At 68.5% G+C, this 23,017-nt stretch carries 28 protein-coding genes and 1 pseudogene; 25 read left to right on the top strand and 4 right to left on the bottom strand.

Going from position 1 to position 23,017, the window contains the following annotated elements; genetic code table 11:
- The first annotated feature begins 216 nt into the window (after positions 1 to 216).
- Positions 217 to 942, top strand: coding sequence for an acetoacetyl-CoA reductase (gene phbB / locus EG854_RS13035; RefSeq protein ID WP_123288561.1), 726 nt, complete (start codon positions 217 to 219; stop codon positions 940 to 942).
- Positions 943 to 1,057: 115 nt separating this feature from the next.
- Positions 1,058 to 1,780, top strand: a complete 723-nt coding sequence (locus tag EG854_RS13030) for a DUF4908 domain-containing protein (RefSeq protein WP_241153288.1) — start codon at positions 1,058 to 1,060, stop codon at positions 1,778 to 1,780.
- A 4-nt stretch (positions 1,781 to 1,784) separates the two neighbouring features.
- Here the strand turns inward: EG854_RS13030 and gloB are convergent, their stop codons facing one another.
- The gene (gene gloB / locus EG854_RS13025) at positions 1,785 to 2,513 is read right to left on the bottom strand and encodes a hydroxyacylglutathione hydrolase (RefSeq protein WP_123288559.1); all 729 of its coding nucleotides are present in this window, start codon (positions 2,511 to 2,513) and stop codon (positions 1,785 to 1,787) included.
- A 47-nt stretch (positions 2,514 to 2,560) separates the two neighbouring features.
- On the opposite strand from gloB, the gene EG854_RS13020 reads away from it, so the two are divergent.
- The 5 genes from EG854_RS13020 (at position 2,561) to EG854_RS13000 (ending at position 7,255) form a co-directional block, all read left to right on the top strand.
- Positions 2,561 to 3,322 carry a class I SAM-dependent methyltransferase gene (locus tag EG854_RS13020; protein WP_123288558.1) on the top strand — a complete coding sequence of 254 codons (762 nt, stop codon included), beginning with the start codon at positions 2,561 to 2,563 and terminating at the stop codon, positions 3,320 to 3,322.
- 9 nt (positions 3,323 to 3,331) lie between these two features.
- Positions 3,332 to 3,838 carry a SixA phosphatase family protein gene (locus EG854_RS13015; protein ID WP_123288557.1) on the top strand — a complete coding sequence of 169 codons (507 nt, stop codon included), beginning with the start codon at positions 3,332 to 3,334 and terminating at the stop codon, positions 3,836 to 3,838.
- A complete protein-coding gene (locus EG854_RS13010; protein ID WP_123288556.1) occupies positions 3,835 to 4,197 on the top strand; it encodes a DUF952 domain-containing protein in 363 nt (120 codons plus the stop codon). Before EG854_RS13015 ends, EG854_RS13010 begins: the two co-directional genes overlap by 4 nt.
- The gene (locus tag EG854_RS13005) at positions 4,194 to 5,225 is read left to right on the top strand and encodes a quinone-dependent dihydroorotate dehydrogenase (protein WP_123288555.1); all 1,032 of its coding nucleotides are present in this window, start codon (positions 4,194 to 4,196) and stop codon (positions 5,223 to 5,225) included. The genes EG854_RS13010 and EG854_RS13005 overlap by 4 nt, the downstream gene beginning before the upstream one ends.
- Positions 5,226 to 5,296: 71 nt before the next feature.
- On the top strand, positions 5,297 to 7,255 hold the full coding sequence (locus tag EG854_RS13000) for an ATP-binding protein (protein WP_241153287.1): 1,959 nt from the start codon (positions 5,297 to 5,299) through the stop codon (positions 7,253 to 7,255).
- Here EG854_RS13000 and EG854_RS12995 read toward each other — a convergent pair.
- Positions 7,252 to 7,734 (bottom strand): peroxiredoxin, encoded by a 483-nt coding sequence (locus tag EG854_RS12995; RefSeq protein WP_123288553.1) that lies wholly within the window; start codon positions 7,732 to 7,734, stop codon positions 7,252 to 7,254. The genes EG854_RS13000 and EG854_RS12995 overlap by 4 nt on opposite strands.
- A gap of 144 nt (positions 7,735 to 7,878) precedes the next feature.
- Here EG854_RS12995 and EG854_RS12990 point away from each other — a divergent pair, with 144 nt between their 5' ends.
- Positions 7,879 to 8,448 carry a YqgE/AlgH family protein gene (locus tag EG854_RS12990; protein WP_123288552.1) on the top strand — a complete coding sequence of 190 codons (570 nt, stop codon included), beginning with the start codon at positions 7,879 to 7,881 and terminating at the stop codon, positions 8,446 to 8,448.
- A 27-nt stretch (positions 8,449 to 8,475) separates the two neighbouring features.
- On the top strand, positions 8,476 to 9,474 hold the full coding sequence (gene cuyA / locus EG854_RS12985; protein WP_123288551.1) for a D-cysteate sulfo-lyase: 999 nt from the start codon (positions 8,476 to 8,478) through the stop codon (positions 9,472 to 9,474).
- Positions 9,475 to 9,481: 7 nt separating this feature from the next.
- Here the strand turns inward: cuyA and EG854_RS12980 are convergent, their stop codons facing one another.
- Positions 9,482 to 10,750 (bottom strand): DUF819 family protein, encoded by a 1,269-nt coding sequence (locus EG854_RS12980; RefSeq protein ID WP_123288577.1) that lies wholly within the window; start codon positions 10,748 to 10,750, stop codon positions 9,482 to 9,484.
- A gap of 73 nt (positions 10,751 to 10,823) precedes the next feature.
- On the opposite strand from EG854_RS12980, the gene cuyB reads away from it, so the two are divergent.
- The 6 genes from cuyB (at position 10,824) to EG854_RS12950 (ending at position 15,172) form a co-directional block, all read left to right on the top strand.
- Positions 10,824 to 11,519: a cysteate racemase gene (gene cuyB, locus EG854_RS12975; protein ID WP_123288550.1), complete on the top strand. Its 696-nt coding sequence runs from the start codon at positions 10,824 to 10,826 to the stop codon at positions 11,517 to 11,519.
- 4 nt (positions 11,520 to 11,523) lie between these two features.
- A complete protein-coding gene (locus EG854_RS12970) occupies positions 11,524 to 12,456 on the top strand; it encodes a nucleoside hydrolase (protein WP_123288549.1) in 933 nt (310 codons plus the stop codon).
- Complete coding sequence (locus tag EG854_RS12965) at positions 12,453 to 13,310, top strand: ribokinase (RefSeq protein WP_123288548.1); 858 nt, start codon at positions 12,453 to 12,455, stop codon at positions 13,308 to 13,310. Before EG854_RS12970 ends, EG854_RS12965 begins: the two co-directional genes overlap by 4 nt.
- A 75-nt stretch (positions 13,311 to 13,385) precedes the next feature.
- Complete coding sequence (locus EG854_RS12960; protein ID WP_123288547.1) at positions 13,386 to 13,586, top strand: hypothetical protein; 201 nt, start codon at positions 13,386 to 13,388, stop codon at positions 13,584 to 13,586.
- 38 nt (positions 13,587 to 13,624) lie between these two features.
- On the top strand, positions 13,625 to 13,939 hold the full coding sequence (locus tag EG854_RS12955; protein ID WP_123288546.1) for an HPF/RaiA family ribosome-associated protein: 315 nt from the start codon (positions 13,625 to 13,627) through the stop codon (positions 13,937 to 13,939).
- Positions 13,940 to 13,999: 60 nt separating this feature from the next.
- A complete protein-coding gene (locus tag EG854_RS12950; RefSeq protein WP_123288545.1) occupies positions 14,000 to 15,172 on the top strand; it encodes an aspartyl/asparaginyl beta-hydroxylase domain-containing protein in 1,173 nt (390 codons plus the stop codon).
- Positions 15,173 to 15,175: 3 nt separating this feature from the next.
- Here EG854_RS12950 and EG854_RS12945 read toward each other — a convergent pair whose 3' ends face one another.
- Positions 15,176 to 16,300, bottom strand: a complete 1,125-nt coding sequence (locus EG854_RS12945) for a zinc-dependent alcohol dehydrogenase family protein (RefSeq protein ID WP_123288544.1) — start codon at positions 16,298 to 16,300, stop codon at positions 15,176 to 15,178.
- Positions 16,301 to 16,375: 75 nt separating this feature from the next.
- Between EG854_RS12945 and EG854_RS12940 the strand changes: the two genes are divergently transcribed.
- From EG854_RS12940 to tolQ, 10 genes and pseudogenes are all read left to right on the top strand, one after another.
- On the top strand, positions 16,376 to 16,813 hold the full coding sequence (locus EG854_RS12940) for an acyl-CoA thioesterase (protein ID WP_241153286.1): 438 nt from the start codon (positions 16,376 to 16,378) through the stop codon (positions 16,811 to 16,813).
- An 89-nt stretch (positions 16,814 to 16,902) separates the two neighbouring features.
- Positions 16,903 to 17,676, top strand: coding sequence for a YebC/PmpR family DNA-binding transcriptional regulator (locus tag EG854_RS12935; protein ID WP_123288542.1), 774 nt, complete (start codon positions 16,903 to 16,905; stop codon positions 17,674 to 17,676).
- 66 nt (positions 17,677 to 17,742) lie between these two features.
- Positions 17,743 to 18,261: a hemerythrin domain-containing protein gene (locus EG854_RS12930; protein WP_123288541.1), complete on the top strand. Its 519-nt coding sequence runs from the start codon at positions 17,743 to 17,745 to the stop codon at positions 18,259 to 18,261.
- A 15-nt stretch (positions 18,262 to 18,276) separates the two neighbouring features.
- On the top strand, positions 18,277 to 18,969 hold the full coding sequence (locus tag EG854_RS12925; protein ID WP_123288540.1) for an MgtC/SapB family protein: 693 nt from the start codon (positions 18,277 to 18,279) through the stop codon (positions 18,967 to 18,969).
- A 54-nt stretch (positions 18,970 to 19,023) separates the two neighbouring features.
- Positions 19,024 to 19,515 (top strand): annotated as a pseudogene (gene ruvC, locus EG854_RS12920) (crossover junction endodeoxyribonuclease RuvC); the annotation flags it as partial.
- A gap of 128 nt (positions 19,516 to 19,643) precedes the next feature.
- Entirely contained in the window at positions 19,644 to 20,261 is a 618-nt protein-coding gene (gene ruvA, locus EG854_RS12915; RefSeq protein WP_123288539.1) for a Holliday junction branch migration protein RuvA, read from the top strand.
- On the top strand, positions 20,258 to 21,292 hold the full coding sequence (ruvB, locus tag EG854_RS12910; protein WP_123288538.1) for a Holliday junction branch migration DNA helicase RuvB: 1,035 nt from the start codon (positions 20,258 to 20,260) through the stop codon (positions 21,290 to 21,292). The genes ruvA and ruvB overlap by 4 nt, the downstream gene beginning before the upstream one ends.
- Before the next feature lie 70 nt (positions 21,293 to 21,362).
- A complete protein-coding gene (locus EG854_RS12905) occupies positions 21,363 to 21,740 on the top strand; it encodes a hypothetical protein (RefSeq protein WP_123288537.1) in 378 nt (125 codons plus the stop codon).
- Positions 21,737 to 22,198, top strand: coding sequence for a YbgC/FadM family acyl-CoA thioesterase (locus EG854_RS12900; RefSeq protein WP_123288536.1), 462 nt, complete (start codon positions 21,737 to 21,739; stop codon positions 22,196 to 22,198). Before EG854_RS12905 ends, EG854_RS12900 begins: the two co-directional genes overlap by 4 nt.
- An 86-nt stretch (positions 22,199 to 22,284) precedes the next feature.
- Positions 22,285 to 23,016 carry a protein TolQ gene (gene tolQ, locus EG854_RS12895; protein ID WP_123288535.1) on the top strand — a complete coding sequence of 244 codons (732 nt, stop codon included), beginning with the start codon at positions 22,285 to 22,287 and terminating at the stop codon, positions 23,014 to 23,016.
- Position 23,017 lies beyond the last annotated feature (1 nt).

Here is a 23,017-nt window from a genome sequence, read left to right as displayed (position 1 = left end):
CGACCCGACGGCGTCAGACGGGCATTCTTGTGTACGTTCATCCGGGGAACTCTTCGGTTGAGGTTGGTGCTTCGCAACCCCAGCTTCTCAGCCCACCCCCGGGTGAACAACCTTCATAGCTTCGACACCTAGCCGGGAACCCCGCGTTTCGTTAAGGCTTGGATGACGGAGGGGCGCGGGAGAGACGCCCCCCGCCCGGAAACGCAAGGAATTCATATGGCACGAGTGGCACTGGTCACCGGGGGAACCCGGGGCATCGGCAAGGCGATTGTTCAACGGTTGAAGGAAGACGGCATGGCCGTGGCGGCCGGCTATTCCGGCAATGCCGAGGCGGCCGAGGCCACGGCGAAGGAACTGGGCGTCATGGTGGTGAAGGGCAATGTCGGCTCGTTCGACGACTGCGCCCGCGCCGTTCAGGAAGTCGAGGCCGAACTGGGTCCGATCGAGGTGTTGATCAACAATGCCGGCATCACCCGCGACGGCTTCTTTCACAAGATGACCGCCGACCAGTGGTCCGATGTGATCCGCGTGAACATGGACTCGGTGTTCAACATGACGCGTCAGGTCATCACCGGCATGCGCGACCGGGGCTTTGGCCGGATCGTCAACATCAGCTCGATCAACGGCCAGAAGGGTCAGATCGGCCAGACCAACTATTCCGCCGCCAAGGCCGGCATGATCGGTTTCACCAAGGCGCTGGCGCTGGAAAATGCGCGAAAGGGCGTGACCGTCAACTGTATCGCCCCAGGCTATATCGATACGGAAATGGTCGGCGCCATGGATCAGAAGGTCCTGGATGCCATCATCGCCCAGATCCCGGTCGGACGGCTGGGCAAGGGCGAGGAGATCGCCGACATGGTGTCCTGGCTGGCCGGTGAACGTGCCGGATATGTCACAGGATGCACCCTATCCCTGAACGGCGGTCAGTATCTGGTCGGCTGAGCAGGCCCTTGCCTAAAATCTGCCGGGGTGGGGAGTCATCCCTCAATCCATGAGAAGCGGGAGACAGGTCGGAGCGATACGGCGACCGGCACCCCTTGCCGTACTGGCGGGGGTGATGGTCTTCGGCTGGCTGTGCCTTGCCTTGCCCGGCCATGCCCAGGTCTCTGCAAACTTCCAGAGCGAGGATGCGCGCGCCCAGCGAGATCGCGGCCCGACCACCAGCCTGCCTGACAGTGGCCGCTATGTGTCCGAGACGGGCCAAGGGTTCATTCTCGACCGCTCCAACACCGGCACCCTGATGCGGTTCGACCGCTCCACCGAGGTCTGGGTGCTGCGCCCGTCGCCCGCCCCGCGCGGCGATGTGATCTTTCGCAATGACGCCGGTGATCAGGTTCTGAGGGTCACTCCCAATGGCGGCATGACCCTTTATACGACGGCGGCCCCCCAAGGCGCGCCCGTGTCGCTGGCCGGGCCGGCGCCGGAACTTCTGGCCCCCACGCTGACGGCGTTTCAGCTGATGGACTTCATCCTGCGCCAGAGCGACCGGGCCACGCGTGCGGTCGGCGAGCTGATCGTGGTCGACATGAATATCCAGCCAGGCTCTGAATCGGTGGCGACCGATGCCCTGTCGACGGCGGTCGACGCCATTGTCCGCATGGCCCGCTCGCCCAGTCTGCGCCGGGATGTGTCCAGGGTCAGGATGATCATCATCACCGACGTCGGGCCACGTCAGGTCAGCTTTTCGCGGGGCACGCTGCGTATTGTGATTGATCCCGATGCCGGTTTTGCCGGGCGTCCGTCCTCGGCCCGTATCGTGCGGGTCATCTCGGAAACCTAGTAGCTCAGCCGCGAAAGCGGTCCTTGGCTGCGCGCCGTTCAGCGAAGGTTGCGGCATCGCCTGCCGTCAGGAACGGATTGAACCGCCGCTCGGAGCCCAATGTGGTCGGAACGGTCGGCTGACCCGCCTCAATCTGACGCATCAATCCCTCGACATGGACGCGCAACTCGGGCCGGTCATCGACGCTCAGCGCGAACCGGGCGTTGGAAGCGGTATATTCGTGGGCGCACCAGATCACCGTCTCATCCGGCCAGTCCATCAGGGCCGACAGGCTGGCCCACATCTGATCGGGCGTGCCCTCGAACAGGCGACCGCAGCCGAGGGTGAACAGCACATCCCCGACAAAGGCCGTGCGTCCTTCGGCGTCGTGCAGCACCACATGACCGAGGGTATGCCCAGGTGTCGCGATCACCCGCAGCCGGGTCTGGCCGACGGACACAATGTCCTCATCGGCGATGACATGATCGAGCGGCGCAGCCCGGCGAACTTCCTCCGGTCCATGAATGACGCAGCCGGTGGCCGCCTTCAGCGCGGCATTGCCGCCTGTGTGATCCGGATGCCAGTGGGTGTTGAGAATCAGGTTCAGACCACCCCAGCCCAGCCCCTCCAGCTCCTCAAGGATGCGACCGGCATCGGGCGTGTCGATGGCGGCGACCGTGCTGGTGGCCGGGTCGCGGACCAGCAGGCCATAGTTGTCCGACAGGCAGGGAAACAGGTGCACATCTAGGGTCATGGCAAGGACTCTAGCAGGGCGGCAGCGTCCGGGGCTATCCTGTGACCATGCGGATGGCCATTGAGGATCTGAGACTGTTCTACGGCGAGCCGTCGGGGCGACTGGTCCGACGGCTGCTGGCCGAGCGGCTGGACGCCGCCTGGGGCGAAGCCGACGGCTGTGATGTCCTGGGTCTGGGCTATGCCACGCCTTGGCTCGGCGCCTTCGTCGGTGCGCGCCGTCTGATCGCCGCCATGCCGTCGGGACAGGGGGTCGAGGCCTGGCCGCGGGGCGCCCGCAACCGCTCGGTGCTGGTCGACGACCGGGCGCTGCCATTCTCCGCTGGCAGTTTCGACCGCGTGCTGGTGGTTCATGCCCTCGAGGAAGCCGACGACGTCCGGGCGCTGATGGCCGAGGCGATCCGGGTCCTGACCCCCGCCGGTCGGATCATCCTTGTCGCTGCGGCCCGCGGCGGCCTTTGGGCCCGGGCCGAGAACACGCCCTTTGGTCATGGTCGTCCGTTCACGCGGCGCCAGCTCGAGAAGCTGGTGCGCGAGGTGGGGCTGGAGCCCGCCGCCTGGTCGCAGACCCTTTACGTTCCGCCCTGGCCGGCGCTCTACGGCATGGCAGACGGCTTCGAACAGATCGGCCGCCGGGTGGTGCCGGGGGCGGCGGGACTGATCCTGCTGGAAGCGACACGGCATGCCTATGCGCGGGTCCAGCCCGTCGGGGCGGCCGAGCGCGTGCCGCTAAGGGGGGCGGCCCTTCAGCCCTCTCCGGCGGGGCGCGGCGCAAGCCGGGCTCTGGCCCAGCCGGGCGAACACGCCTAGATCGTGGCCATGCACCGACTGATCCTGATGCGCCACGCCAAGGCCGAACGCGGCTCTCCCTCCGGCCGGGACAAGGACCGTCCCCTCGCGGCGCGCGGTCGCGACGATGCCGCCCGCGTCGGCAAGGCGCTTGCGACCCGCGGGCTGAAGCCTGACCGGGCGCTGGTGTCGGGCGCAGCGAGGACCCGCCAGACCTGGGATATTGTCCATGACAGCCTCGGGGATGTCGAGGTTGCGATCATCGATGACCTCTATGAAGCGGACCCCGATATCCTGCGCGCCCGCATCGAGGCCGAGATGGACTCAGCGGGGTGTCTGATCCTGATCGGACACAACCCCGGCATCCACCAGCTGGCGGTCGAACTGCTGATGGAGGGGGCGGCGGCGCCGTCGGTTCTTGAGCGGCTTAGCAGTGGCTTTCCGACCGGCATGGCGGCGATCTTTTCGGTCGATGCGGCCGAGCGCTATGCGCTGGAGGGGCTGATCCGCCCCGACGACGCCGAGGCGGCGGCGTGACCGGGCCAGAGGTGATCTACAAGCTGGTGGATGCCGAGGACTGGCAGGTCGCGACGGTCGACGGGGCCTACCCCGGGTCGGCCGTCGACGTGCGCGACGGCTACATCCACATGTCGACCGCCGACCAGCTGGATGAGACCGCGCGGCGGCACTTCACCGGCCTGCCCGACCTCTTGAAGGTGACGATCGACACCGCCACTCTTGCCGCCCTGCCGGACGAGGCTCTGCGCTGGGAGCCGTCACGGGGCGGGGACCTGTTCCCGCATCTGTATGTGCCGCTGCCCCTGTCGGCCGTGCGGTCGGTCGAGCCCTGTCACGTTGATGCGGAAGGCCGACTGAGCATGGAGGCCGGCGCGTGAGCCTGCTGGATGCCGGCACGGCCCTGTTGCGGCGACTGGACGCCGAGCGCGCCCATGACCTGGCCATCGCGGGGCTGAAATATCTGCCCCTTTCTGCGACTCGCGACGACCCGATCCTCAAGACCGGGGTGGCCGGGCTAAGCCTGTCCAATCCCGTCGGTCTGGCGGCGGGGCTCGATAAGAATGCGGTGGCCATCCGGGGTCTGGCGGGGCTGGGCTTTGGCTTTGTCGAGTGCGGCTCGGTGACCCCCCGCCCGCAGGCCGGCAATCCCCGCCCGCGCCTATTCCGGCTGGAAGAAGATCGCGCCGTCATCAACCGCATGGGCTTTAACAATGACGGGCTGGAGGCCTTTGCTGCACGGCTGGACCGGCGCCCGCCGGGCGTGGTGGTCGGGGCCAATCTGGGCGCCAACAAGGATGCCGAGGACCGCATCGCTGACTATGAGACCGGACTGCGCCGGCTGGGCGGACGGGCCGACTATATGACGGTCAATGTGTCCTCGCCGAACACGCCCGGCCTGAGGGGGCTGCAGACCGTCGAGGCACTGGAGCCGCTGCTGGCGCGGATCAAGGCCGCGAGGCCCGTGGACCGGCCTGTCTTCCTGAAGATCGCGCCGGACCTGTCGGGCGAGGACATCGGCCGGATCGTGGAGGCGAGTCTCGCCTACGGACTGGACGGGCTGATCGTGTCGAACACCACCCTCGACCGGCCCGACACCCTGAAATCCACCCACGCCGGTGAGGCCGGAGGCCTGTCGGGCGCCCCGCTTCAGGCCCGCGCCGCCATGGCATTGGCGGCAGCGGTCGAAGCCTCGGCCGGGCGCTTGCCCCTGATCGCGGTCGGCGGCATCCCGGATGGCGCCGAGGCCTATGCCCGCATCCGGGCGGGGGCCAGCGCGGTCCAGCTGTACTCCGCTTTGATCTTCGAAGGGCCCGGTCTGGTCCGGCGGATCAAGGCCGATCTGGCCGCCCGCCTGCGCGCCGACGGATTTTCCACAGTTGCCGAGGCCGTCGGCACCGCGCGTTGACGGAGCGTTAGGGCTGCCGCGTCACTATGGTGCAAAGGGCTCAAAGCCCGCACTCGGGGATGCGAATGGCCATGACAGCGGCCGACTTGTCGTCAGGCTGGGTCGAAGCGATCCGGCAGCGCCGAAAGGCGTTGCTGCAGCGTCTGGGCATGGGCGCCGCGAGCGCGCTTGTCTTCAGTCCGATCCTGGGCTGGGACTTTTCGGCTCTGTGGGTGGCGGGCTATTTCCTGGTTCAGGTGCTGGACCTGTGGGTGTTCGGGCCGGTCAATGGCGGGCGCGCCCGGTCTCTGGGTCCCGCAAGGTTCGTTGCCGCCGCCGTAATGCTGGTGCTGAACGCGGCATACTTCGGTAGCCTGTCTGTCCCGCTGTGGTTGGTCGGCGGGCCAATGGGCGGCGTCTGTGCCGCCATCCTGCTTTCGTCGGGGGCCATCTATGCCGTGGTCAACGCGCCCCGGTCGCGGACTGTGCTGGCGCTGAGCATTGCACCCCAGTTCCTCTACCTCGCGGTCACCCCCGTCTTCATGATGATTTTCGGGGCCTCGGCAGCCTTTGCCACGGCAGTCGCCATCGCCATCGCCGTCTTCATGACCTACTGCCTCAGCACATGGCAGCGCATGGACACCGCGCGCAAATCCGAGGAAGCCGCGCGTCTGGACGCCGAACGCCGCCGGGTTGAGGCGGAACGGGTCATGGAGAGCCGGCAGGCGTTCCTCGCCGCCGTCGGGCATGACTTGCGCACCCCCATCAGTGCCATCCTGGCCGGCGCGGGCGTGCTTCAGGACGGCGCCACCGACAGGACTGCGCGCAATCAGGCCCAGTTGATCACCGATGCAGGGCTGATGATGAAGTCCCTGCTGGACGACCTGCTGGATCACGCCAAGATCGAGGCCGGGGGCATGACGGTCGAGGTCAATGACTTCAACCTGCGCTCGCTGATCGCCCAGACGGCGCGTCTGTGGCAGGGGCCGATCGCGTCCAAGGGGCTGAGACTGCGGATCGAGGGCGCCGCCCAGGTGCCGTCGCATGTGCGCGGCGACGCCATGCGTCTGCGGCAGGTTCTGAACAACCTGATCTCGAATGCGGTGAAGTTCACCGACAGCGGCAGCATCACCCTGAAGCTTTCGGTGTGGGACGAGGAGCCGTCCGGCCACGCCGTGCTGATCGAGGTGCGCGATACCGGGCCCGGCATGACCCCGGCCCAGATCACCCGCCTGTTCCAGCCCTTCGACCAGACGACCGAGGGCGTCAGCGCCCGCCATGGCGGCACCGGGCTGGGGCTGGCGATCAGTCGCCATCTGACCGAACTGATGGGCGGTCGCCTGACCGCGCGGAGTCAGCCGGGCGCGGGCTCCAGCTTTACCGTGGCTGTCAGCTTCCCGCGCGCCCTGTCCGACAGTCAGGACCTGCCGACGCTGGACCGCGCCGGCCGCGAAGTGGTGGCGCGTGCCCTTGGTGGCCTGCCCGCCCCGGCACCGGCGGCACCGAAACCGCGCGAGGAAGCACGGGTCGAGCCTTCATCAGTTCATGCCGAGCGTGTCGAAGCCGACGCCGTGCCCGACATCGATGCGGTCGAAACCGTCGACGCCGCCGGTGTTGATGTCGAGGAAGATGACGCCCCCATGCGGGTGCTGGTTGTCGACGATCACGATATCAACCGCCGCGCCATCCAGCTGATCCTGCAGCCGCTGGGCTGTGACGTGACGACGGCGGCCGACGGCATGGCGGCGCTGAAGGCCTGTGATGCCCAGAGCTTCGACCTGATCTTCATGGACGTGCGCATGCCCGAACTGGACGGCCGCGAGACCACCCGCCGCCTGCGCGCTTCGGACAATGCCAATGCCCAGGTGCCGGTCATCGCGGTGACCGCCGATACCAGCCCGGACGACATCACCGCCTGTGCCGACGCCGGCATGACCTATTTCGTGCCCAAGCCGATCACGCCCGCCACCCTGCTTGGCGCGGTCAATCACGTCATGAACGGCGAAACGATCCAGGGCTCGGCGTCGGACCGGGTGGAGGCTGTGGCTTAAAGCTGGCCCAGCAGGTGTTCGGCGGACGACACCTTGAACTCGCCGCCCTGCTCGATGTTGAGCTGCTCGACCACGCCATCCTTGACCAGCATGGAATAGCGCTGCGAGCGCTCGCCCATGCCAAAGCCCTTGGCATCCATGGTCAGGCCCACCGCGCGGGTGAACTCGCCATTGCCGTCGGCCAGCATGAGGATTTTGTCGGCGCCGTCCTGCGACTGTGCCCAGGCACCCATGACGAAGGCGTCATTGACCGAGACGCAGGCCACGGTATCGACGCCCTTGGCCTTCAGCGTTTCCAGGTTTTCGGCAAAGCCGGGCAGGTGGCGGGCCGAACAGGTCGGGGTGAAGGCGCCGGGCACGGCAAACAGGGCCACGGTCTTGCCGTTGAAGATCTCAGAGACATTGACCGGCTTGGGCCCCTCGGAGGTGGCCTTCATCAGGGTCGCTTCGGGCAGGCGGTCACCGGTGTTGATTGTCATGGGAAAGTCTCCGCTGGAGGTTTGGGCCGGTCGGGCCGTTCCTGACCAGATAGACACGCCACGGGTCCGGGCCAAGGGCCGATCCGGCAAGATGCGCGAAACTGTGCCCTTGCGCGCGGCGGGGGCAGGCCCGATGATCGAACCATGGACGGCTTTTCCTCCCTCGCCGGTCGCCTGTTGATCGCCATGCCCGGCATTGATGACGACCGCTTTCGCCAGGCGGTGATCCTTGTGTGCGCCCACGGGCCCGACCACGCCATGGGGGTTCGGATCGACCAGCCGCTGATGGGAATCGACCTGTCGACCGTGCTGGAAAAGCTGGATCTGCCGCCCCCGACCGAGGGCTATGAAGCCCCGGTGCTGGCCGGCGGACCGGTCGAGCGCGAACGCGGCTTTGTCCTGCACACGGACGACTGGATTTCCGACGGCACCAGTCTGGCCTTCGGCGATGGTCTGGCGCTGACGGGCACGCGCGACGTGCTGATCGCCATGTCCGACCCGGTGACGGGCCCGCGCCGCTCGCGCCTGATGCTGGGCTATGCCGGCTGGGACGAGGGCCAGCTGGAGGCCGAACTGACCGAGAACATCTGGCTGACGGCCGAAGCCGACACCGACATGGTGTTCGACGACGACCACGAGACCAAATGGACGCGAGCCCTGGCCGGTCTGGGGGTCGATGCCGCCCGTCTGTCCGGTACCGGCGGCCGCGCCTGAGCCCTTCCCACCTTACGGAGCAACTCCATGAATCTGGCCCGCTTCCCTCGTGTGCGTCTGGCGCATCTGCCGACTCCGCTCGAGCCCCTGCCGCGCCTGTCCGAGGAACTGGGCATCGAGCTGTGGATCAAGCGCGACGACTGCACAGGGCTGGCCGGTGGCGGCAACAAGACCCGCAAGCTGGAGTTCCTGCTGGGCGATGCCTTCGAGCAGGAGGCGGACACGCTTGTGACCCAGGGGGCGGTGCAGTCGAACCACGTGCGCCAGACGGCGGCGGCGGCGGCGGCCCACGGTCTGGACTGCGAGATCATTCTGGAAGCGCGCACAGGGTCGACCGCGCACGACTATCTGGCCAACGGCAATGTGCTGCTGGACCGGCTGTTCGGCGCCGGGCTCAGGACCGTTGCGGCCGGCAGCGACATGGTCGCCGAACTCGAGACGACGGCGGCCGACGTGCGAGTGCGGGGTGGCAAACCGTACGTCATCCCCGGCGGGGGGTCGAACCCGGTGGGGGCGCTGGGCTATGTCGACTGCGCCCGCGAGATCGTGGTGCAGGCGGATGAGCTGGACCTGCGCATAGACCGGATCGTGACCGCGACCGGGAGTGCGGGCACTCACGCCGGCCTCGTCGCCGGACTGGCGGTGATGGGGGCCGACGTCCCGGTGCTGGGCATCGGCGTGCGCGCGCCGAAGGACCGGCAGGAAGCCAATGTCTTCAAACTGGCCGAAGAGACCGCCGCCCTGCTCGGTCACGCGGGGCGGGTCTCCCGGGATCAGGTGGTGGCCGACTGCGACTATGTCGGCGAGGGGTATGGTCTGGTCGATCAGGGCGTGATCGACGCCCTGAAGCTGGCCGCCCGGACCGACGGGATCGTGCTGGACCCGGTCTATTCTGCCAAGGCGATGAAGGGATTGATCGCGCTCGCAAGAGCCGGACGGTTCAAGGGCGAGACGCTGGTCTTCCTGCACACCGGCGGTGCGCAAGGGCTGTTCGGCTACGAGAGCGTGGTGGGCGCGGGGCTGTAGGGGCGACCTAAGCCACGCCCGCCGCGATCTGCATCATGACCAGACCGGTGAACCAGGCCGCTGCAGTGCCGATGATATAGCCGACCACGGCCAGCAGCACGCCGACCGGGGCCAGCGACGGGTGGAAGGCGGCGGCCGCGACCGGGGCCGAGGCTGCGCCGCCGATATTGGCCATGGAGCCGACGCCGAGGAAGAAGCTGGGCGAACGGATCAGGAAGGCCATGGCGAACATCAGGGCCACGTGGATCAGCATCCACACGCCGCCGATCAGGAAATAGACCGGGCTGTCGAGGATGGCGCCGATGTTCATGTTCAGGCCGACGGTCGCCACCAGCACATAGACGAAGACCGAGCCGACCTTGGCCGCGCCCGGCCCCTGCAGCTTGCGCGCCGGGGTAAAGGACAGCAGCACGCCGATGACGGTGGCGATCAGCACCAGCCAGAAGAAGCTGGAATCCAGCGACAGCCGCTGGGCGAGGGGCCAGGTCTCGCCGAACCAGCCGGCCAGCGGATCGGCGACGGCGTGCGACAGGCCGACCGCTCCGAACCCGACCGCGAGGATGAAGATCAGATCCTTGAGCAGGGGGATGCGGGCGTGTTCGGCCTCATAGGCCTCGGCCTTGTGGCGCACCCGGTCGACGGCGGTGGTGTCGGCCCGGAACAGCTTGTCGAACATGCGCTGGTTGGCCGCGATGAACAGGACGACCGCCATCCAGATGTTGGCGACGATCACATCGACCGCGATCCAGATCGAGAAGGTGTCGGGCCCGGCGCCGTAGATCTCATAGAGCGCAGTCTGGTTGGCCGAGCCACCGATCCAGCTGCCGGCGACGGTGGCCATGCCGCGCCAGATGGCTTCGGGCCCCGCGCCCATCAGCTCGGGCGCGACCCAGCTTGTCAGCAGCAGGGCGACCGGGCCGCCGATCATCACCCCCACGGTGCCGGTCAGGAACATGATCAGCGCCTTGGGCCCCAGGCCGAACACGGCGGGCAGGTCGGCCGAGACCGTCAGCAGCACCAGCGCCGCCGGCAGCAGATAGCGTGAGGCGATATAGTAGAGCTGCGACTCCTCGGGATCGACGACGCCGAAGGTCGTCAGCAGCGACGGCAGGAAGTAGCAGAGCAGCAGGGCCGGAATGACGGTGAAGAAGCGCTGCACCCAGACGCTCTGGCGACTGGAGGCCCAGAAGACTGCGCCGAGGATGACGGCCAGCAGCCCCAGCACCACGGCGTCATTGGTGATCAGCGCAGTGCTGGCGGCGTCTTCGATCGGCATGGTCATCTCCCTCGTCCCCGGGGCATAAGGGCGAGGTCGTAGCGATTTGGCAAGCGGCGAGCGGGAGACGCGGATGAAGGTGCTGGGGGTTCTGGGCGGTATGGGCCCGGCGGCGACGGTCGCCTTTCTGGCGCGGCTGCAGGCCCTGACGCCCGCCACCTGTGACGAGGATCATATCCGCGTGCTGATGGACATGAACCCGCAGGTGCCCAACCGTCACCGCGATGAGCCGGGGGCGAAGCGGGTGCTGGGCGAGATGGCCGCACGGCTGCGCGACATGGGGGCCGAGGTGCTGGCCATGCCGTGCAACACCGCCCACGCCCACGCCGATGCCATCCGGGCCAGTGGCCTGCCCTTCATTGACATGGTGGCCGAGACCGCAGCAGAGGCGGCGCGCGGCGGTGCCAGACGGATCGGCGTGTTGGCTACGCCGGGCGGAGACGCCCTCTATGCCACGGCGCTGGAGGCGCTCGGGGTCGAGCCGGTCCGGCTGAACATAGCCGGGCGGCGTACGTTTCTGGAGGCGGTGTTTCAGGTCAAGTCGGGCGATGTCGGCGCGGGGCCGCAAGGCCTGATGCGCGGCCTGGCGGCAGGGCTGGTCGAGGCGGGCGCAGAGGTCGTGATCGGCGGATGCACCGAGGTGCCCCTGCTGATCGGGGTCGGCGACGTGGCTGTGCCGCTGGTCGACTCGGCCGAGGTGCTGGCGGCGGCCTGTGTCCGGATGTGTCTGGCAGACATTGCCACCGCGAGCGACGCGCGGCAGGGGTAGGCGGATGAGCCCGACCTCCCTGATCATCGATTGCGACCCCGGCGTGGACGATGCCGTGGCGCTGCTGACCGCTTTTGGAACGCCCGCGCTGGAGCTGCTGGCCATCACCACGGTCGGCGGCAATGTGCCGGTCGACAAGACCGCGCGGAACGCCAGCATCCTGCGCCAGATCGCCGGGCGCGGGGATGTGCCGGTGTTCATGGGGGCCGAACGGCCGCTCCGGCGCGAGCCCATGGGGGCCGGAGAGTTTCACGGGGCCGAGGGGCTGGGCGACATGGTCCCGTTCGAGCCCGAAGCCGGCTGTGCACCGGGCACGGCGGTCGAGGCCATCGTCGAGATCGTCATGGCGCGACCGGAGAAGACCGTCTCGCTGGCGGTGCTGGGTCCGCTGACCAATCTGGCGCTGGCGCTCAGGGCCGAGCCCCGGCTGGCCGGGCGGCTGGGGCCGGTGGCGGTCATGGGTGGGGCGCGCGCCGAGGGCGGCAACATCACGGCCTCGGCCGAGTTCAACATCTGGGCCGATCCGGACGCGGCGGCCGAGGTGCTGGCCAGCGCCTGCGACGTCACCCTGTTCGGGCTGGACGTGACCCATCAGGTGCGGGCGACCGAGGCGCGGATTGCGGGGCTGGAGGCGCTCGGCACGGAGCCAGCCCGGGCCGCGGCCTCGATGATGCGGTTCTCGCAGCGGATCGAGCGCGAGATCGTCGGCTGGGAGGCCCCCCCGGTCCATGACCTGTGCCCCGTGGCCTGGATGATCCGCTCGGATCTGTTCACCCTCCGGCCGTGCCATATTGCGGTCGAGACGGTGAGCGACCTGACCCGGGGCCATACGGCGGTCGAGTTCCGGGAGGACGTGGCGGGCCCGCTGCGGCACCGGTGGGCGACCGGTGTGGATGTCGACGGGGTGTTCGAACTGCTGACGGAGGCGGTGCGATGAGGATCACGGTGGTCGGGTCGATCAATGTCGACATGGTGGCGACGGCGCCGTCCCTGCCGCGCGCAGGCGAAACCGTGACCGGCGCCGTGCTGGCGCGGCATCCGGGTGGCAAGGGTGCCAATCAGGCGCTGGCCGCGCGGCGGCTGGGGGCCGAGGTCGCCCTGATCGGGGCGGTCGGCGAAGGGCCCCTGTCGGACGAAGCGCTGGTTCTGCTGGAAGAAGCCGGCGTGGACCTGAAGGGCGTCGGCAGTGCCGAGGGTACGCCGACGGGCGTGGCGCTGATCGCGGTCGATCCCTCGGGCGAGAACCAGATCGTGGTGGCCTCGGGCGCCAATGATCAGGTGCGCCCCGAGCATCTGCCGGCCCGGATCGAGGACCCGCTGATCGTGCAACTGGAACTGCCGGTCGAAACGGTCGAGGCGGCGGTCGGGCGGGCCACGGGCTTCGTCTGCGCCAACCTGGCCCCGGCGCGGCCGGTGTCGGAGGCCCTGCTGCGGCGCTGTGACCTGATCGTGGTCAATGAGACCGAGGCGGCCTTCTACGGCGACGCCCTGCATTCGGGCGGAGGTCAGGTGGTCATCACCCGCGGCGCCGAGGGGGCCAGCCTGTACAAGCGCGGGGCAGTCGTGGCCGAGGTCGGCGCGCCGCTGGTCGAGGCGGTCGATGCGACAGGGGCCGGCGATGCCTTTGTCGGGGCGATCACCGTGGCGTTTCTGGAAGGGCAGCCGGTTGACGCAGCCCTGAGATTTGCCTGTGCGGCCGGGGCCCTCGCGGCCACCGTGGCCGGGGCCCAGCCCTCACTTCCGACGCGGGCGCAGGTCGAGGCCCTGCTAAACTCGGGCATGGCCGGGTGAACGGTCGGGCGGCTGGGGGGTTGTCCTTCTGACAGGGGTGGCGTCGCGCCGCTCCGCTCATTCAGGAGGTTCCCCATGACCGATGCCGCCCAGAAGGCCGAAGCCGAAAAGGCCATGAAGCTGAAGGCCGATTCCGCCCCGCCCGCCCATCCCGACCCGGGCCAGACCGCCGACGAAGGCATGCAGCCCACCCATGAGCGAGACATCGCCCCCTCCGGTGCGCTCGACGCGGAAGGCCACCGCCCGGTGCTGGAACGCTCGCGCAAGGTGCGCTGAGCCGCCGTCGTCCAGCCCCCTCTCACTCAGGAAACTCCATGCAGATTCAGATCAATACGACCAATGACATCGACGGCAGCGCCGCCCTGATCAGCCACGCCGAGGATCAGGTGCGCCAGCGTCTGTCGCGCTATCAATCCCGCCTGACCCGTATCGAGATGCACCTCAGCGACGAGAACGGCGCGCGCGACACGGCGGGGGACAAGCGATGCGTCCTCGAGGCCCGCCCCACCGGACTGGCGCCGGTCACCGTGACCGATCACGGCGATACGCTGGAATCGGCCATGGGCGGCGCCCTGAAGAAGATGGGCTCGCACCTCGACAGCGTGTTCGGCAAGCTGGACGCCCGCTGAGACGGCCCGCTTCCCGCGCTCAACCTTGGAACAACGTCCCGAGCGTTCTAGAGACGAGGCATGACACAGGATGATTTGAGCCCGGGCCTTTCCAGCGCGCGTGCGTCACTGGTCGGCGGACGCCCGCAAGAGGCCCTCGCCACTGTGCGTGTCCTTCTGGATCGGGGCACGGAGAGCCCCGCCCTTCACGGATTGCACGCCCAGGCCCTGCTGAAGACCGGCGACGAGGCGGGTGCCGAGGCTGCGGCCGACCGAGCCCTGTCGCTGGATGTGCGCGAGGCCCGGGCCCTGTGCGTCAAGGGGGACATCCTGAGCCGGCGTGGGGAGTTGCGGGACGCCAATGCCTATTACGGCGGGCTGATGCGGGTTCTGGAAGGCGCGCCGACGCTTGACGCCGATCTGAAAGAGGGTCTGGCGCGGGCGCGGGAACTGCGCCAGCGGGTGACCGGTGACATGATGCAGACCCTGCAGGGGGAGTTGCAGGGCGCCGGTTTCAACGAGGAACGGTCGCACCCGCGGTTCCGGCATGCACTGGATCTGGCCCTTGGCCGCAGGGCCCTCTACATGCCCCAGCCCAAGGCCTTCTATTATCCGGAGTTGCCGGCGTCGCAGTTCTATCCGCGCGCGGACTTCCCCTGGCTGGACGGGGTCGAGGCGGCGACCGATGCCATGCTGGCCGAGCTGAACGGTGTGCTGGGCAAGGAGAATGAGTCCTTCTCGCCCTATGTCCAGACCATGCCGAACATGCCCAAGCGGCCCGGCGACCTGTTGATCGACAGCATGGACTGGAGCGCCTGCTTCCTGTGGCGCGACGGGCGGGAGACCGCCTATGCCGCCCGCTGTCCGCAGACGATGGCGGCATTGGCCGATGCGCCGCTCTGCCGGATCCGGGGCCGGTCGCCGCAGGTCATGTTCTCGCAGCTGAAGGCGGGCGCGCGGATCCCTGCGCACCATGGCTATGTGAACACGCGGCTGGTCTGCCATGTGCCGCTGATCGTGCCGGAGGGCTGCCGGTTCCGGGTCGGCAATGACACCCGCCACTGGCAACGCGGCGAGGCTTGGGTGTTCGATGACACGATCGAGCATGAGGCGATGAACGACAGCGCCTCGGACCGCGTCATCCTGATCTTCGACATCTGGCATCCGGCCCTGTCGGAGGAAGAACGCCATCTGGTCGGCACCCTGCTGGAGGCCATGGACGCCTATTCGCCCAATCCCGCGACCTGGGAGTAGGCCTCAGAGGGTCACCACCAGCCGGGCGACTGAGCCTTCGGCCAGACGGTCGAAGCCCTCGTTGATCCGGTCCAGAGGCAGGCTGCCGCTCATCAGACGGTCGACCGGCAGGCGGCCCTCGCGGAACAGGGCGACGTAGCGGGGCAGGTCGCGCGAGGGCACGCAGGTGCCGATATAGCTGCCCTTGAGCGTGCGTTCCTCGGCCACCAGCCCGACGATATTGACCGGCAGCACAGCATCCGGAGGGGGGAGGCCGGCGGTGACGGTGGTACCGCCGCGGCGGGTCATCTTCCAGGCGGCCTCGAGCGCGCGGGCGGAGCCGGCCATCTCGACCACGACTTCGGCCCCGCCGCCGGTCAGGGCGCGGACCTGGTCGATGGCGTCGGCATCGGCGGCATGGACGGTGTGCACCGGCCCGAGGGTCCGGGCCAGCGCCAGCTTGTCCTCGCTGAGGTCGACCGCCACGACAGGCGAGGCCCCGCAGGCCAGGGCGCCCAGCACCGAGGCGAGGCCCACCCCGCCCAGCCCGACGACGGCGACGGACTGGCCGGGCCGGACCCCTGCCGTATTCACCACCGCGCCGACGCCCGTCAGCACCGCACAGCCGAACAGGGCGGCCTGATCGAACGGCAGGGCCGGGTCGATGCGGATCAGCGACCGGCGCGAGACCACGGCCCGCTCGGCAAAGGCGGAACAGCCCAGATGGTGGTGCAGGACCTCATCCCCGGCATGGAGCCTCTGTGCGCCGGTCAGCAGTTCTCCGCGACCGTTGGCGGCGGCGCCCGGCTCGCACAGGGCGGGACGGCCCTCGGCGCAGGGAGGGCAATGGCCGCACGAGGGCATGAAGACCATGACCACATGGTCGCCGACGGCCAGATCCTCGACGCCTTCGCCCAGCACCTCGACCTCGCCCGCCGCCTCATGGCCCAGGGCCATGGGCAGGGGCCGGGGCCGGTCGCCGTTGATGACGCTGAGGTCGGAGTGGCAGAGGCCCGCAGCACGGATGCGGACCTGAACCTCGCCGGGGCCGGGCGGGTCGAGCGTCACGGTCTCGATCGAGAGTGGGCGGCTGTCGGCATAGGGGCGGGAGGCCCCCATGCTGCGGAGAATGGCGGCGCGGGTTTTCATGTCCGCATGCGAGACGCCTTGACGCGGCGTCCGTCAAGCCCGAGCGTTCTCCCAACAAGAAACGGGAGGCTATGCGTGACAGGCACGATCGAACGGACACGGCGCGAGGACTACAAGCGGTTCCAGGCCATCTCCACGCGGTGGATGGACAATGACGTCTACGGCCATGTGAACAATGTCGTCTATTATTCGTGGTTCGACACGGCGGTGAACCGGCTGCTGGTGGTCAATGGCCTGCTGGACATCCACGAGGGGGAGGTCATCGGTCTGGTGGCCGAGACGGGCTGTCGCTATTTTTCGCCGACGGCCTTCCCGGACGAGATCCAGGCGGGGGTGCGCGTGGCCCATGTCGGGACCAGTTCGGTGCGCTATGAAATCGGCCTGTTCCGCAACAAGGAAGACGAGGCGGCGGCCGTCGGCCATTTCGTCCATGTCTATGTCGACCGCGAAACCAAGCGTCCGGTCCCGGTGGATGACAAAATGCGCGGGTTCCTGGAGAGCCTGCGTGGCTAGCCCATCACGCTCTGACGGGTGACAAGCCGGTCGCGCCGGGCTATGCGGCGCGCCTCACATTTTCCCTTGAGACTGCCGAGACGACGACCATGGCCGGCCATTCCAAATTCAAGAACATCATGCACCGCAAAGGCCGCGCCGATGCGCAGCGGTCCAAGCTGTTCTCCAAGCTGTCGCGCGACATCACCGTGGCGGCCAAGTCGGGCCTGCCAGATCCGGCCATGAACCCGCGCCTGCGCCTGGCGGTCAACAACGCCAAGGCCGAGAGCCTGCCCAAGGACGTGATCCAGCGCGCCATCAACAAGGCGGCCTCGGGCGACGTCGATACGATGGAGGAGGTCCGTTACGAGGGCCGCGGCCCCGGCGGTGTCGGCATCATCGTCGAGGCCCTGACGGATAACCGCAACCGCGCGGCCTCGAACATCGGCACGGCCTTCAAGAAGAACGGCGGAGCGCTGGGCGAAATGAACTCGGTCGCCTTCATGTGGGACCGGGTCGGCAAGATCACCTATCCGGCCGAGGCAGGCAGCGAGGACGCCATCATGGAAGCCGCCATCGAGGCCGGCGCCCAGGACGTCGAGAGCGATCTGGAAAAGCCCGACATCTATGAGGACGCGCCCGGCCACACCATCTGGACCGCCTTTGAAGACCTGAACGAAGTGGCCGAGGCCCTGTCGAAAATCCTGGGTGATCCCAAGTCGACCGCCATCGTCTGGAAGCCGCAGTCCGAGGTGCCGGTCACCGGCGACGCAGTCGGCACGCTGATGAAGCTGCTGGACGCGCTGGACGCCGAGGATGACGTCTCGAGCGTCTATTCCAACGAAGACATCTCGGACGAGGACGCGGCCAAGTACGCGGGCTGACCGGAACGCACCGGGGGCTTCATGGGTTGGTCAGGGCGAACCGCAACGCTTTGACCCGAGGGCCCCATGGATATCTGCCAGCTGATTCTGGATGACCACGCCGAACAACGCCGCCTGTTCGGCCTGATCGAACAGATCGACCCGAACAATACTGATGCGCTGTCGGCGGTCTGGACCCGGCTGGCCGCCTTCCTCGACGCCCACGCCGAGGCCGAGGAGCGCCACTTCTATCCCGACCTGCTGAAGAAGGGCGAGGGCGCCAACGACGCCGACGACGGCACGGTCGAGGGCGAGACCGAGGACGCCATCGAGGACCACAACAAGCTGCGCGATGCGGTGAAGGCCGTCGAGCAGCACAAGGTCGGCAGCCGCGAATGGATCGATGCCGTGGGCGAGGCCAATGTCGTCAACTCCAAGCACATGGGCGAGGAGGAACGTCAGGGCCTGACCGACTTCCGCCGGAATGTGTCGCTGAAGGACCGCCACGATCTGGGCGTGAAATATGCCGCCTTCCAGGCCCGGCACATCACCGGGGTCAAGCCGGTCAACAAGGACGTCGACGACTATATCGACACCCACAGCTAGGGGCGGCCTCGCCCGATGACGACCTTGCTGTTCACCTATGGCCTGCCGCTCCTCAGCGCCCTTGTCGCGGGCGCCCTGATCGGTCTTGAGCGGGAATGGCGCGGGCGGGCCGCCGGCTTTCGCACCCACATTCTGGTCTGCCTGTCCTCGACCCTGCTGATGCTGGCCTCGACCTCGCAGGGGGCGTGGATGTTCTCGGTCCTTCCGGACCAGGAGGTGATCGCCGACCCGACGCGGATGGCGCACGGAATCCTGACCGGGATCGGCTTTCTGTGCGCCGGGGTGATCTTCCGCGCCGGGTTTTCCATCCACGGGCTGACGACGGCGGCGTCGCTCTGGACAGTGTCGGCGCTCGGCATCCTGTTCGGCGCCGGCCTGTTCTGGCTGGGCTGGGCCGGTGCGCTGGCAACTCTGGCGATCCTGGCCGCCCTGAAGCTGATCAGCCGGAGCGTACCCGAGCGCACCGTGGTCGACGTCGAGGTTCGCTGGCCGAGCGCGACCCAGGGCACGGCACAGGCGGTCGAGGAAGCGCTCACCGCCGGGGATGCGGGGCTGAAGCGGGTCCGGCTGGAGATGATCGAGAACGGACAGCTGTGCCGCCAGAGCTGGCGGTTGACCGTCCGTTCGCGCGACCTCGCCGGCCTCGCAGGGCGTATCCAGGCCGTCCCGGGCGTGACCGGCTACGATCTGGCGCCGCGGGACGACTGAGACTGCCCGCATCGGTTCATTGCCCCCTAACCCTCTTTCGGGCACATAGAACGGATGGCGAACGAACCGACTCGCATACTGGGGCTGGACCCGGGCCTGCGGCGCACCGGATGGGGCGTGGTGGTGGCCGAGGGATCGCGCCTGCGCTGGATCGCGCACGGGGTGGTCGCTCCGCCCGAGCGGGCCCCGTTCAGCGAGCGGCTGCTGCATCTGCTGGAGGCGGTAGGCGAGATCTGTGCCGCCCACAGCTGTGACGAGGCGGCCATCGAGGAGGTGTTCGTCAATATGAACCCGGCCTCGACGCTGAAGCTGGGCCATGCGCGGGCGGCGGTCATGCTGGCCCCGGCGCGGTGTGGGCTGAGCGTCGCCGAATATGCGCCAAACCTGATCAAGAAGGCGGTGGTCGGGGCCGGGCACGCCGACAAGAGCCAGATCGCCTTCATGGTCAAACGGCTGTTGCCGGCGGCGGGCGATGTGACGGCCGATGCCGCCGACGCCCTGGCGGTCGCCATCACCCACGCCCAGCTGCGGCGTGCGAAGATCCTCACCCGCGTAGCGGGGGAGGGGGACCACGAAGTGGTGGAGGGGGCGACCCCCAGCGCCGCCGTCCGCCCCCTCCCCCGCCTGCGGCGGTCCCCCTCCCCCGCATCGCTCCGCTCGCTGGGGAGGATCGCATGATCGGCAGACTGCGTGGCGTGCTGGCCGAGGTCGAGCTCGACCATTGCCTGATCGACTGTATGGGGGTCGGCTATGTGGTGGCGTGCGGGGCGCGGACGCTGGGGCGGATGCCGGCGCCGGGCGATGAGGTGACGCTCCATATCGAAAGCAGCTGGTCGGCGGAGAATGGGCCGCGGCTGTACGGATTTCTGACCCGGGACGACCGGGGGGCGTTTACGACCCTGACCGGGATCCAGGGCGTGGGGCCAAAGGCGGCCCTGTCGGTGCTGGACGTGTTGCCGCCCGGCGATCTGGCGGCGGCGGTCGCGCGCGAGGACAAGGCCGCTGTGGCGCGCGCCAATGGCGTGGGGCCGAAACTGGCGCTGCGCATCGTCACCGAGCTGAAGGGCAAGCCGCTGGGTGCCGGAGGCCTGACGGTCGGCACGGGCTCCGGACCCGTTGCCGCGACTCCGGCGGCGCCTTCGCTGACCGGCGAGGCCGTGGCGGCCCTGCTGGGTCTGGGCGTGGTCGAGGTCAATGCCCGTCGGGCGGTCGATCAGGCGCTGATCCGCTTGGGTGAGGGAGCGGAGCTGTCCGCCATCATCCGCGCGGCCTTGCAGGAGCTGGGGCGGTGAGTGACGAGCGCATCATCTCGGCCGATGCCACGCCCGGCGAAACCTATGACCGTGCGTTGCGACCGCAGACGCTGGACGAGTTCGTCGGGCAGCCGCAGGCCAAGGGCAATTTGAAGGTCTTTATCGACGCGGCCCGGGGGCGGGGCGAGTCGCTGGACCATGTGCTGCTGTTCGGACCACCGGGCTTGGGCAAGACGACGCTGGCGCAGATCGTGGCGCGGGAACTGGGCGTCGGCTTTCGCGCCACATCCGGGCCGATCCTCGCCAAGGCCGGGGATCTGGCGGCCATCCTGACCAATCTGGAACCGCGCGATGTCCTGTTTATCGACGAGATCCACCGGCTGAACCCGGCGGTCGAGGAAATCCTGTATCCGGCCATGGAAGACCATGTGCTGGACCTGATCATCGGCGAGGGGCCGTCGGCGCGCTCGGTGCGGATCGATCTGGCGCCGTTTACGCTGGTGGGGGCGACGACGCGGGCGGGCCTGCTGGCGACGCCGCTGCGGGACCGGTTCGGCATTCCGCTGAGGCTGGAATTCTACAGCCCCGAGGAACTGGTGAAGGTCATTCTGGGGGCGGCCCGCAAGATGGGGGCGGCCGTGGCCGAGGACGGCGCGCGCGAGATCGCCACCCGGTCGCGGGGCACGCCGCGCGTGGCCGGGCGGCTGCTACGCCGGGTGCGCGACTTTGCCGATACCGAGGGGGCCACATCCATCGACCGGCTGGTGGCGGCGCGGGCGCTGGCGCGGCTGGAAGTCGACGAGGCCGGGCTGGACAGTCTGGACCGGCGGTTCCTGGAGGCCCTGATCGAGAACTATGGCGGCGGGCCGGTGGGCATGGACACCCTTGCGGCCGCCATCGCCGAGGCCCGCGATGCGGTCGAGGATGTGATCGAGCCCTATCTGCTGCAGCAGGGCTTCATCCAGCGCACCCCGCGCGGACGCATGGCCTGTGCCCGGGCCTATAGCCATCTGGGGCTGGCCGAGCCACCGCGTCCGCCGGAACAGGGCGGGCTGTTCGGGGGGAAATAGGCCGACGCCCTTCACCCGCCCCTCTTCACCCGGGGAGCGAACGCCTGCATGCTGGCCGCAAGGAGGCGGCATGGCGCGGCGCATCAGTGTGAACAGGGTCCTTGCGGTGCTGGGCGGTGCGGTTGTGTTGCTGGGCGCGGTGGTTCTGTGGCGCGTGGTCGATACCGGTGGCTTTTCGCCCCGGCCGGTGGTCGAGCGGGTGCGGGGGCAACTGGCGGACTATGATGCGTCGCTTGAACTGTTCGACATGACCAACGGGCGGACGCCCGGGGTGGTGTGCGGCTATGCCGGGACGCCCGGCGACCGGGCCAGCGCGGTCCGGTTCGTGGCGCGGCCCAACCGGCTGCTGACCAGCGCCGATCCCCTGCCCGGTGAGTTCCGCGACCAGATCGAGGCGGAATGCCCCGGCTATTTCACCGTCGTGCCCGGTGCAGGAGGCGCAGGATGAGCGATCATCCGACCGCCGGGCGCTTTGACGGGCGCGAACACATCCTGCCGGTGCGCATCTATTATGAGGACACGGACTTCACCGGTCTGGTCTACCACGGCGCCTATGTGCGGTTCTTCGAGCGGGGGCGGTCCGATTTCCTCAGGGCGGCGGGGATTGGCCATGCCGAGCTGCTGGACGGAGAGCGCCCGCTGGCCTTTGTCGTGTCGAAGATGACGCTGGAGTTCGTGCGGCCCGCGCGGATCGATGACGCGCTTCAGGTCATCACCACCTATGACACGATGCGGGGGCCGCGCATGCAGATCGCCCAGCGGATCGAGCGAGCGGGAGAGGTGCTGTGCCGGGCCGGGGTCGAGGCGGTCTGTATCCGTCCGGATGGCCGCCCGACCCGCCCCACGCCGGCCCTGATCGCCGCAGTTCAGCCGTGGCTTTCGCCCTTGCCGGTTGCAGGGGGATGACGCCGGGCGTCCGGCCCGCTAATCCGCCATCAAATGGTCACGCCTTGACGCTGCAAAGGGCGTGACGCTGTTCCCAGGATCGATCCATGACCGTGCCCGCCGAAGCCTCCCTGCTGAATCCCGTGGAATTGTTCATGGCCGCCGACTGGGTGGTCAAGGCCGTGATGATCGGCCTGGCCGTCGCCTCGATCTGGTCGTGGGCCATCATCATCGACAAGCTGTTCCGCTTTGCGGCGCTGAAGCGTCAGGTGGACCAGTTTGAGAAGGCCATTTCGTCCGGCAGGTCGCTGGAGGAGATCGCGCATCAGGCGGGGCCGAATCCGGATCCCATCCTGCCGCGCATGCTGGTCGCCGCCGTTACCGACTGGCGCGAGGCCCGCGCCCGCCAGACGATGAGCGAGGCGCAGAGCCATCTGCTGATCTCGCGCATCGACCGGGCGCTGGACAGTCTGATTGCGCGGGAAAGCCAGCGGATCGAGACGGGCCTGGGTGTGCTGTCGGTGGTGGCGACCTCCAGCCCTTTCATCGGCCTGTTCGGCACGGTTTGGGGGATTATGAACGCCTTTGACGCCATCGCCTCGGCCGGGAACACCAATCTGACGACGGTCGCGCCGGCCATCGCCGAGGCCCTGTTCGCCACGGCCATCGGTCTGGCGGCGGCCATTCCGGCCTATATCGCCTACAACGCCTTTTCGATCGAGGCGGGCAAGTTCGCCGGCCGGCTGGAGAGCTTTGCCGACGACCTGCAGGCCGCCATCGCCCGGCGGCTGGGCACGGGGTCCCCGGCCCCGGCTGCACCCCCGTCGCGGGAGCTCTGAA

Source organism: Brevundimonas halotolerans (genome assembly GCF_003730275.1).
GTDB classification, from domain to species: Bacteria; Pseudomonadota; Alphaproteobacteria; order Caulobacterales; family Caulobacteraceae; genus Brevundimonas; species Brevundimonas halotolerans.
This window is presented reverse-complemented; position numbering and strand designations above follow the sequence as displayed.

Bases quoted from the DNA above. Each gene is read 5' to 3' on its own strand.
- EG854_RS12930 (WP_123288541.1), top strand. From the start codon at position 17,743: ATGGATATCTGCCAGCTGATTCTGGATGACCACGCCGAACAACGCCGC.
- EG854_RS12905 (WP_123288537.1), top strand. From the start codon at position 21,363: ATGGCGCGGCGCATCAGTGTGAACAGGGTCCTTGCGGTGCTGGGCGGT.
- EG854_RS13030 (WP_241153288.1), top strand. From the start codon at position 1,058: ATGGTCTTCGGCTGGCTGTGCCTTGCCTTGCCCGGCCATGCCCAGGTC.
- EG854_RS12990 (WP_123288552.1), top strand. From the start codon at position 7,879: ATGGACGGCTTTTCCTCCCTCGCCGGTCGCCTGTTGATCGCCATGCCC.
- cuyA (WP_123288551.1), top strand. From the start codon at position 8,476: ATGAATCTGGCCCGCTTCCCTCGTGTGCGTCTGGCGCATCTGCCGACT.
- EG854_RS13020 (WP_123288558.1), top strand. From the start codon at position 2,561: ATGCGGATGGCCATTGAGGATCTGAGACTGTTCTACGGCGAGCCGTCG.
- gloB (WP_123288559.1), bottom strand. From the start codon at position 2,513: ATGACCCTAGATGTGCACCTGTTTCCCTGCCTGTCGGACAACTATGGC.
- tolQ (WP_123288535.1), top strand. From the start codon at position 22,285: ATGACCGTGCCCGCCGAAGCCTCCCTGCTGAATCCCGTGGAATTGTTC.
- ruvA (WP_123288539.1), top strand. From the start codon at position 19,644: ATGATCGGCAGACTGCGTGGCGTGCTGGCCGAGGTCGAGCTCGACCAT.
- EG854_RS12970 (WP_123288549.1), top strand. From the start codon at position 11,524: ATGAGCCCGACCTCCCTGATCATCGATTGCGACCCCGGCGTGGACGAT.
- cuyB (WP_123288550.1), top strand. From the start codon at position 10,824: ATGAAGGTGCTGGGGGTTCTGGGCGGTATGGGCCCGGCGGCGACGGTC.
- EG854_RS13000 (WP_241153287.1), top strand. From the start codon at position 5,297: ATGACAGCGGCCGACTTGTCGTCAGGCTGGGTCGAAGCGATCCGGCAG.
- EG854_RS12935 (WP_123288542.1), top strand. From the start codon at position 16,903: ATGGCCGGCCATTCCAAATTCAAGAACATCATGCACCGCAAAGGCCGC.
- EG854_RS12925 (WP_123288540.1), top strand. From the start codon at position 18,277: ATGACGACCTTGCTGTTCACCTATGGCCTGCCGCTCCTCAGCGCCCTT.
- EG854_RS12965 (WP_123288548.1), top strand. From the start codon at position 12,453: ATGAGGATCACGGTGGTCGGGTCGATCAATGTCGACATGGTGGCGACG.
- phbB (WP_123288561.1), top strand. From the start codon at position 217: ATGGCACGAGTGGCACTGGTCACCGGGGGAACCCGGGGCATCGGCAAG.
- EG854_RS12900 (WP_123288536.1), top strand. From the start codon at position 21,737: ATGAGCGATCATCCGACCGCCGGGCGCTTTGACGGGCGCGAACACATC.
- EG854_RS13015 (WP_123288557.1), top strand. From the start codon at position 3,332: ATGCACCGACTGATCCTGATGCGCCACGCCAAGGCCGAACGCGGCTCT.
- EG854_RS12955 (WP_123288546.1), top strand. From the start codon at position 13,625: ATGCAGATTCAGATCAATACGACCAATGACATCGACGGCAGCGCCGCC.
- EG854_RS12950 (WP_123288545.1), top strand. From the start codon at position 14,000: ATGACACAGGATGATTTGAGCCCGGGCCTTTCCAGCGCGCGTGCGTCA.
- EG854_RS12980 (WP_123288577.1), bottom strand. From the start codon at position 10,750: ATGCCGATCGAAGACGCCGCCAGCACTGCGCTGATCACCAATGACGCC.
- EG854_RS12945 (WP_123288544.1), bottom strand. From the start codon at position 16,300: ATGAAAACCCGCGCCGCCATTCTCCGCAGCATGGGGGCCTCCCGCCCC.
- EG854_RS12995 (WP_123288553.1), bottom strand. From the start codon at position 7,734: ATGACAATCAACACCGGTGACCGCCTGCCCGAAGCGACCCTGATGAAG.
- EG854_RS12960 (WP_123288547.1), top strand. From the start codon at position 13,386: ATGACCGATGCCGCCCAGAAGGCCGAAGCCGAAAAGGCCATGAAGCTG.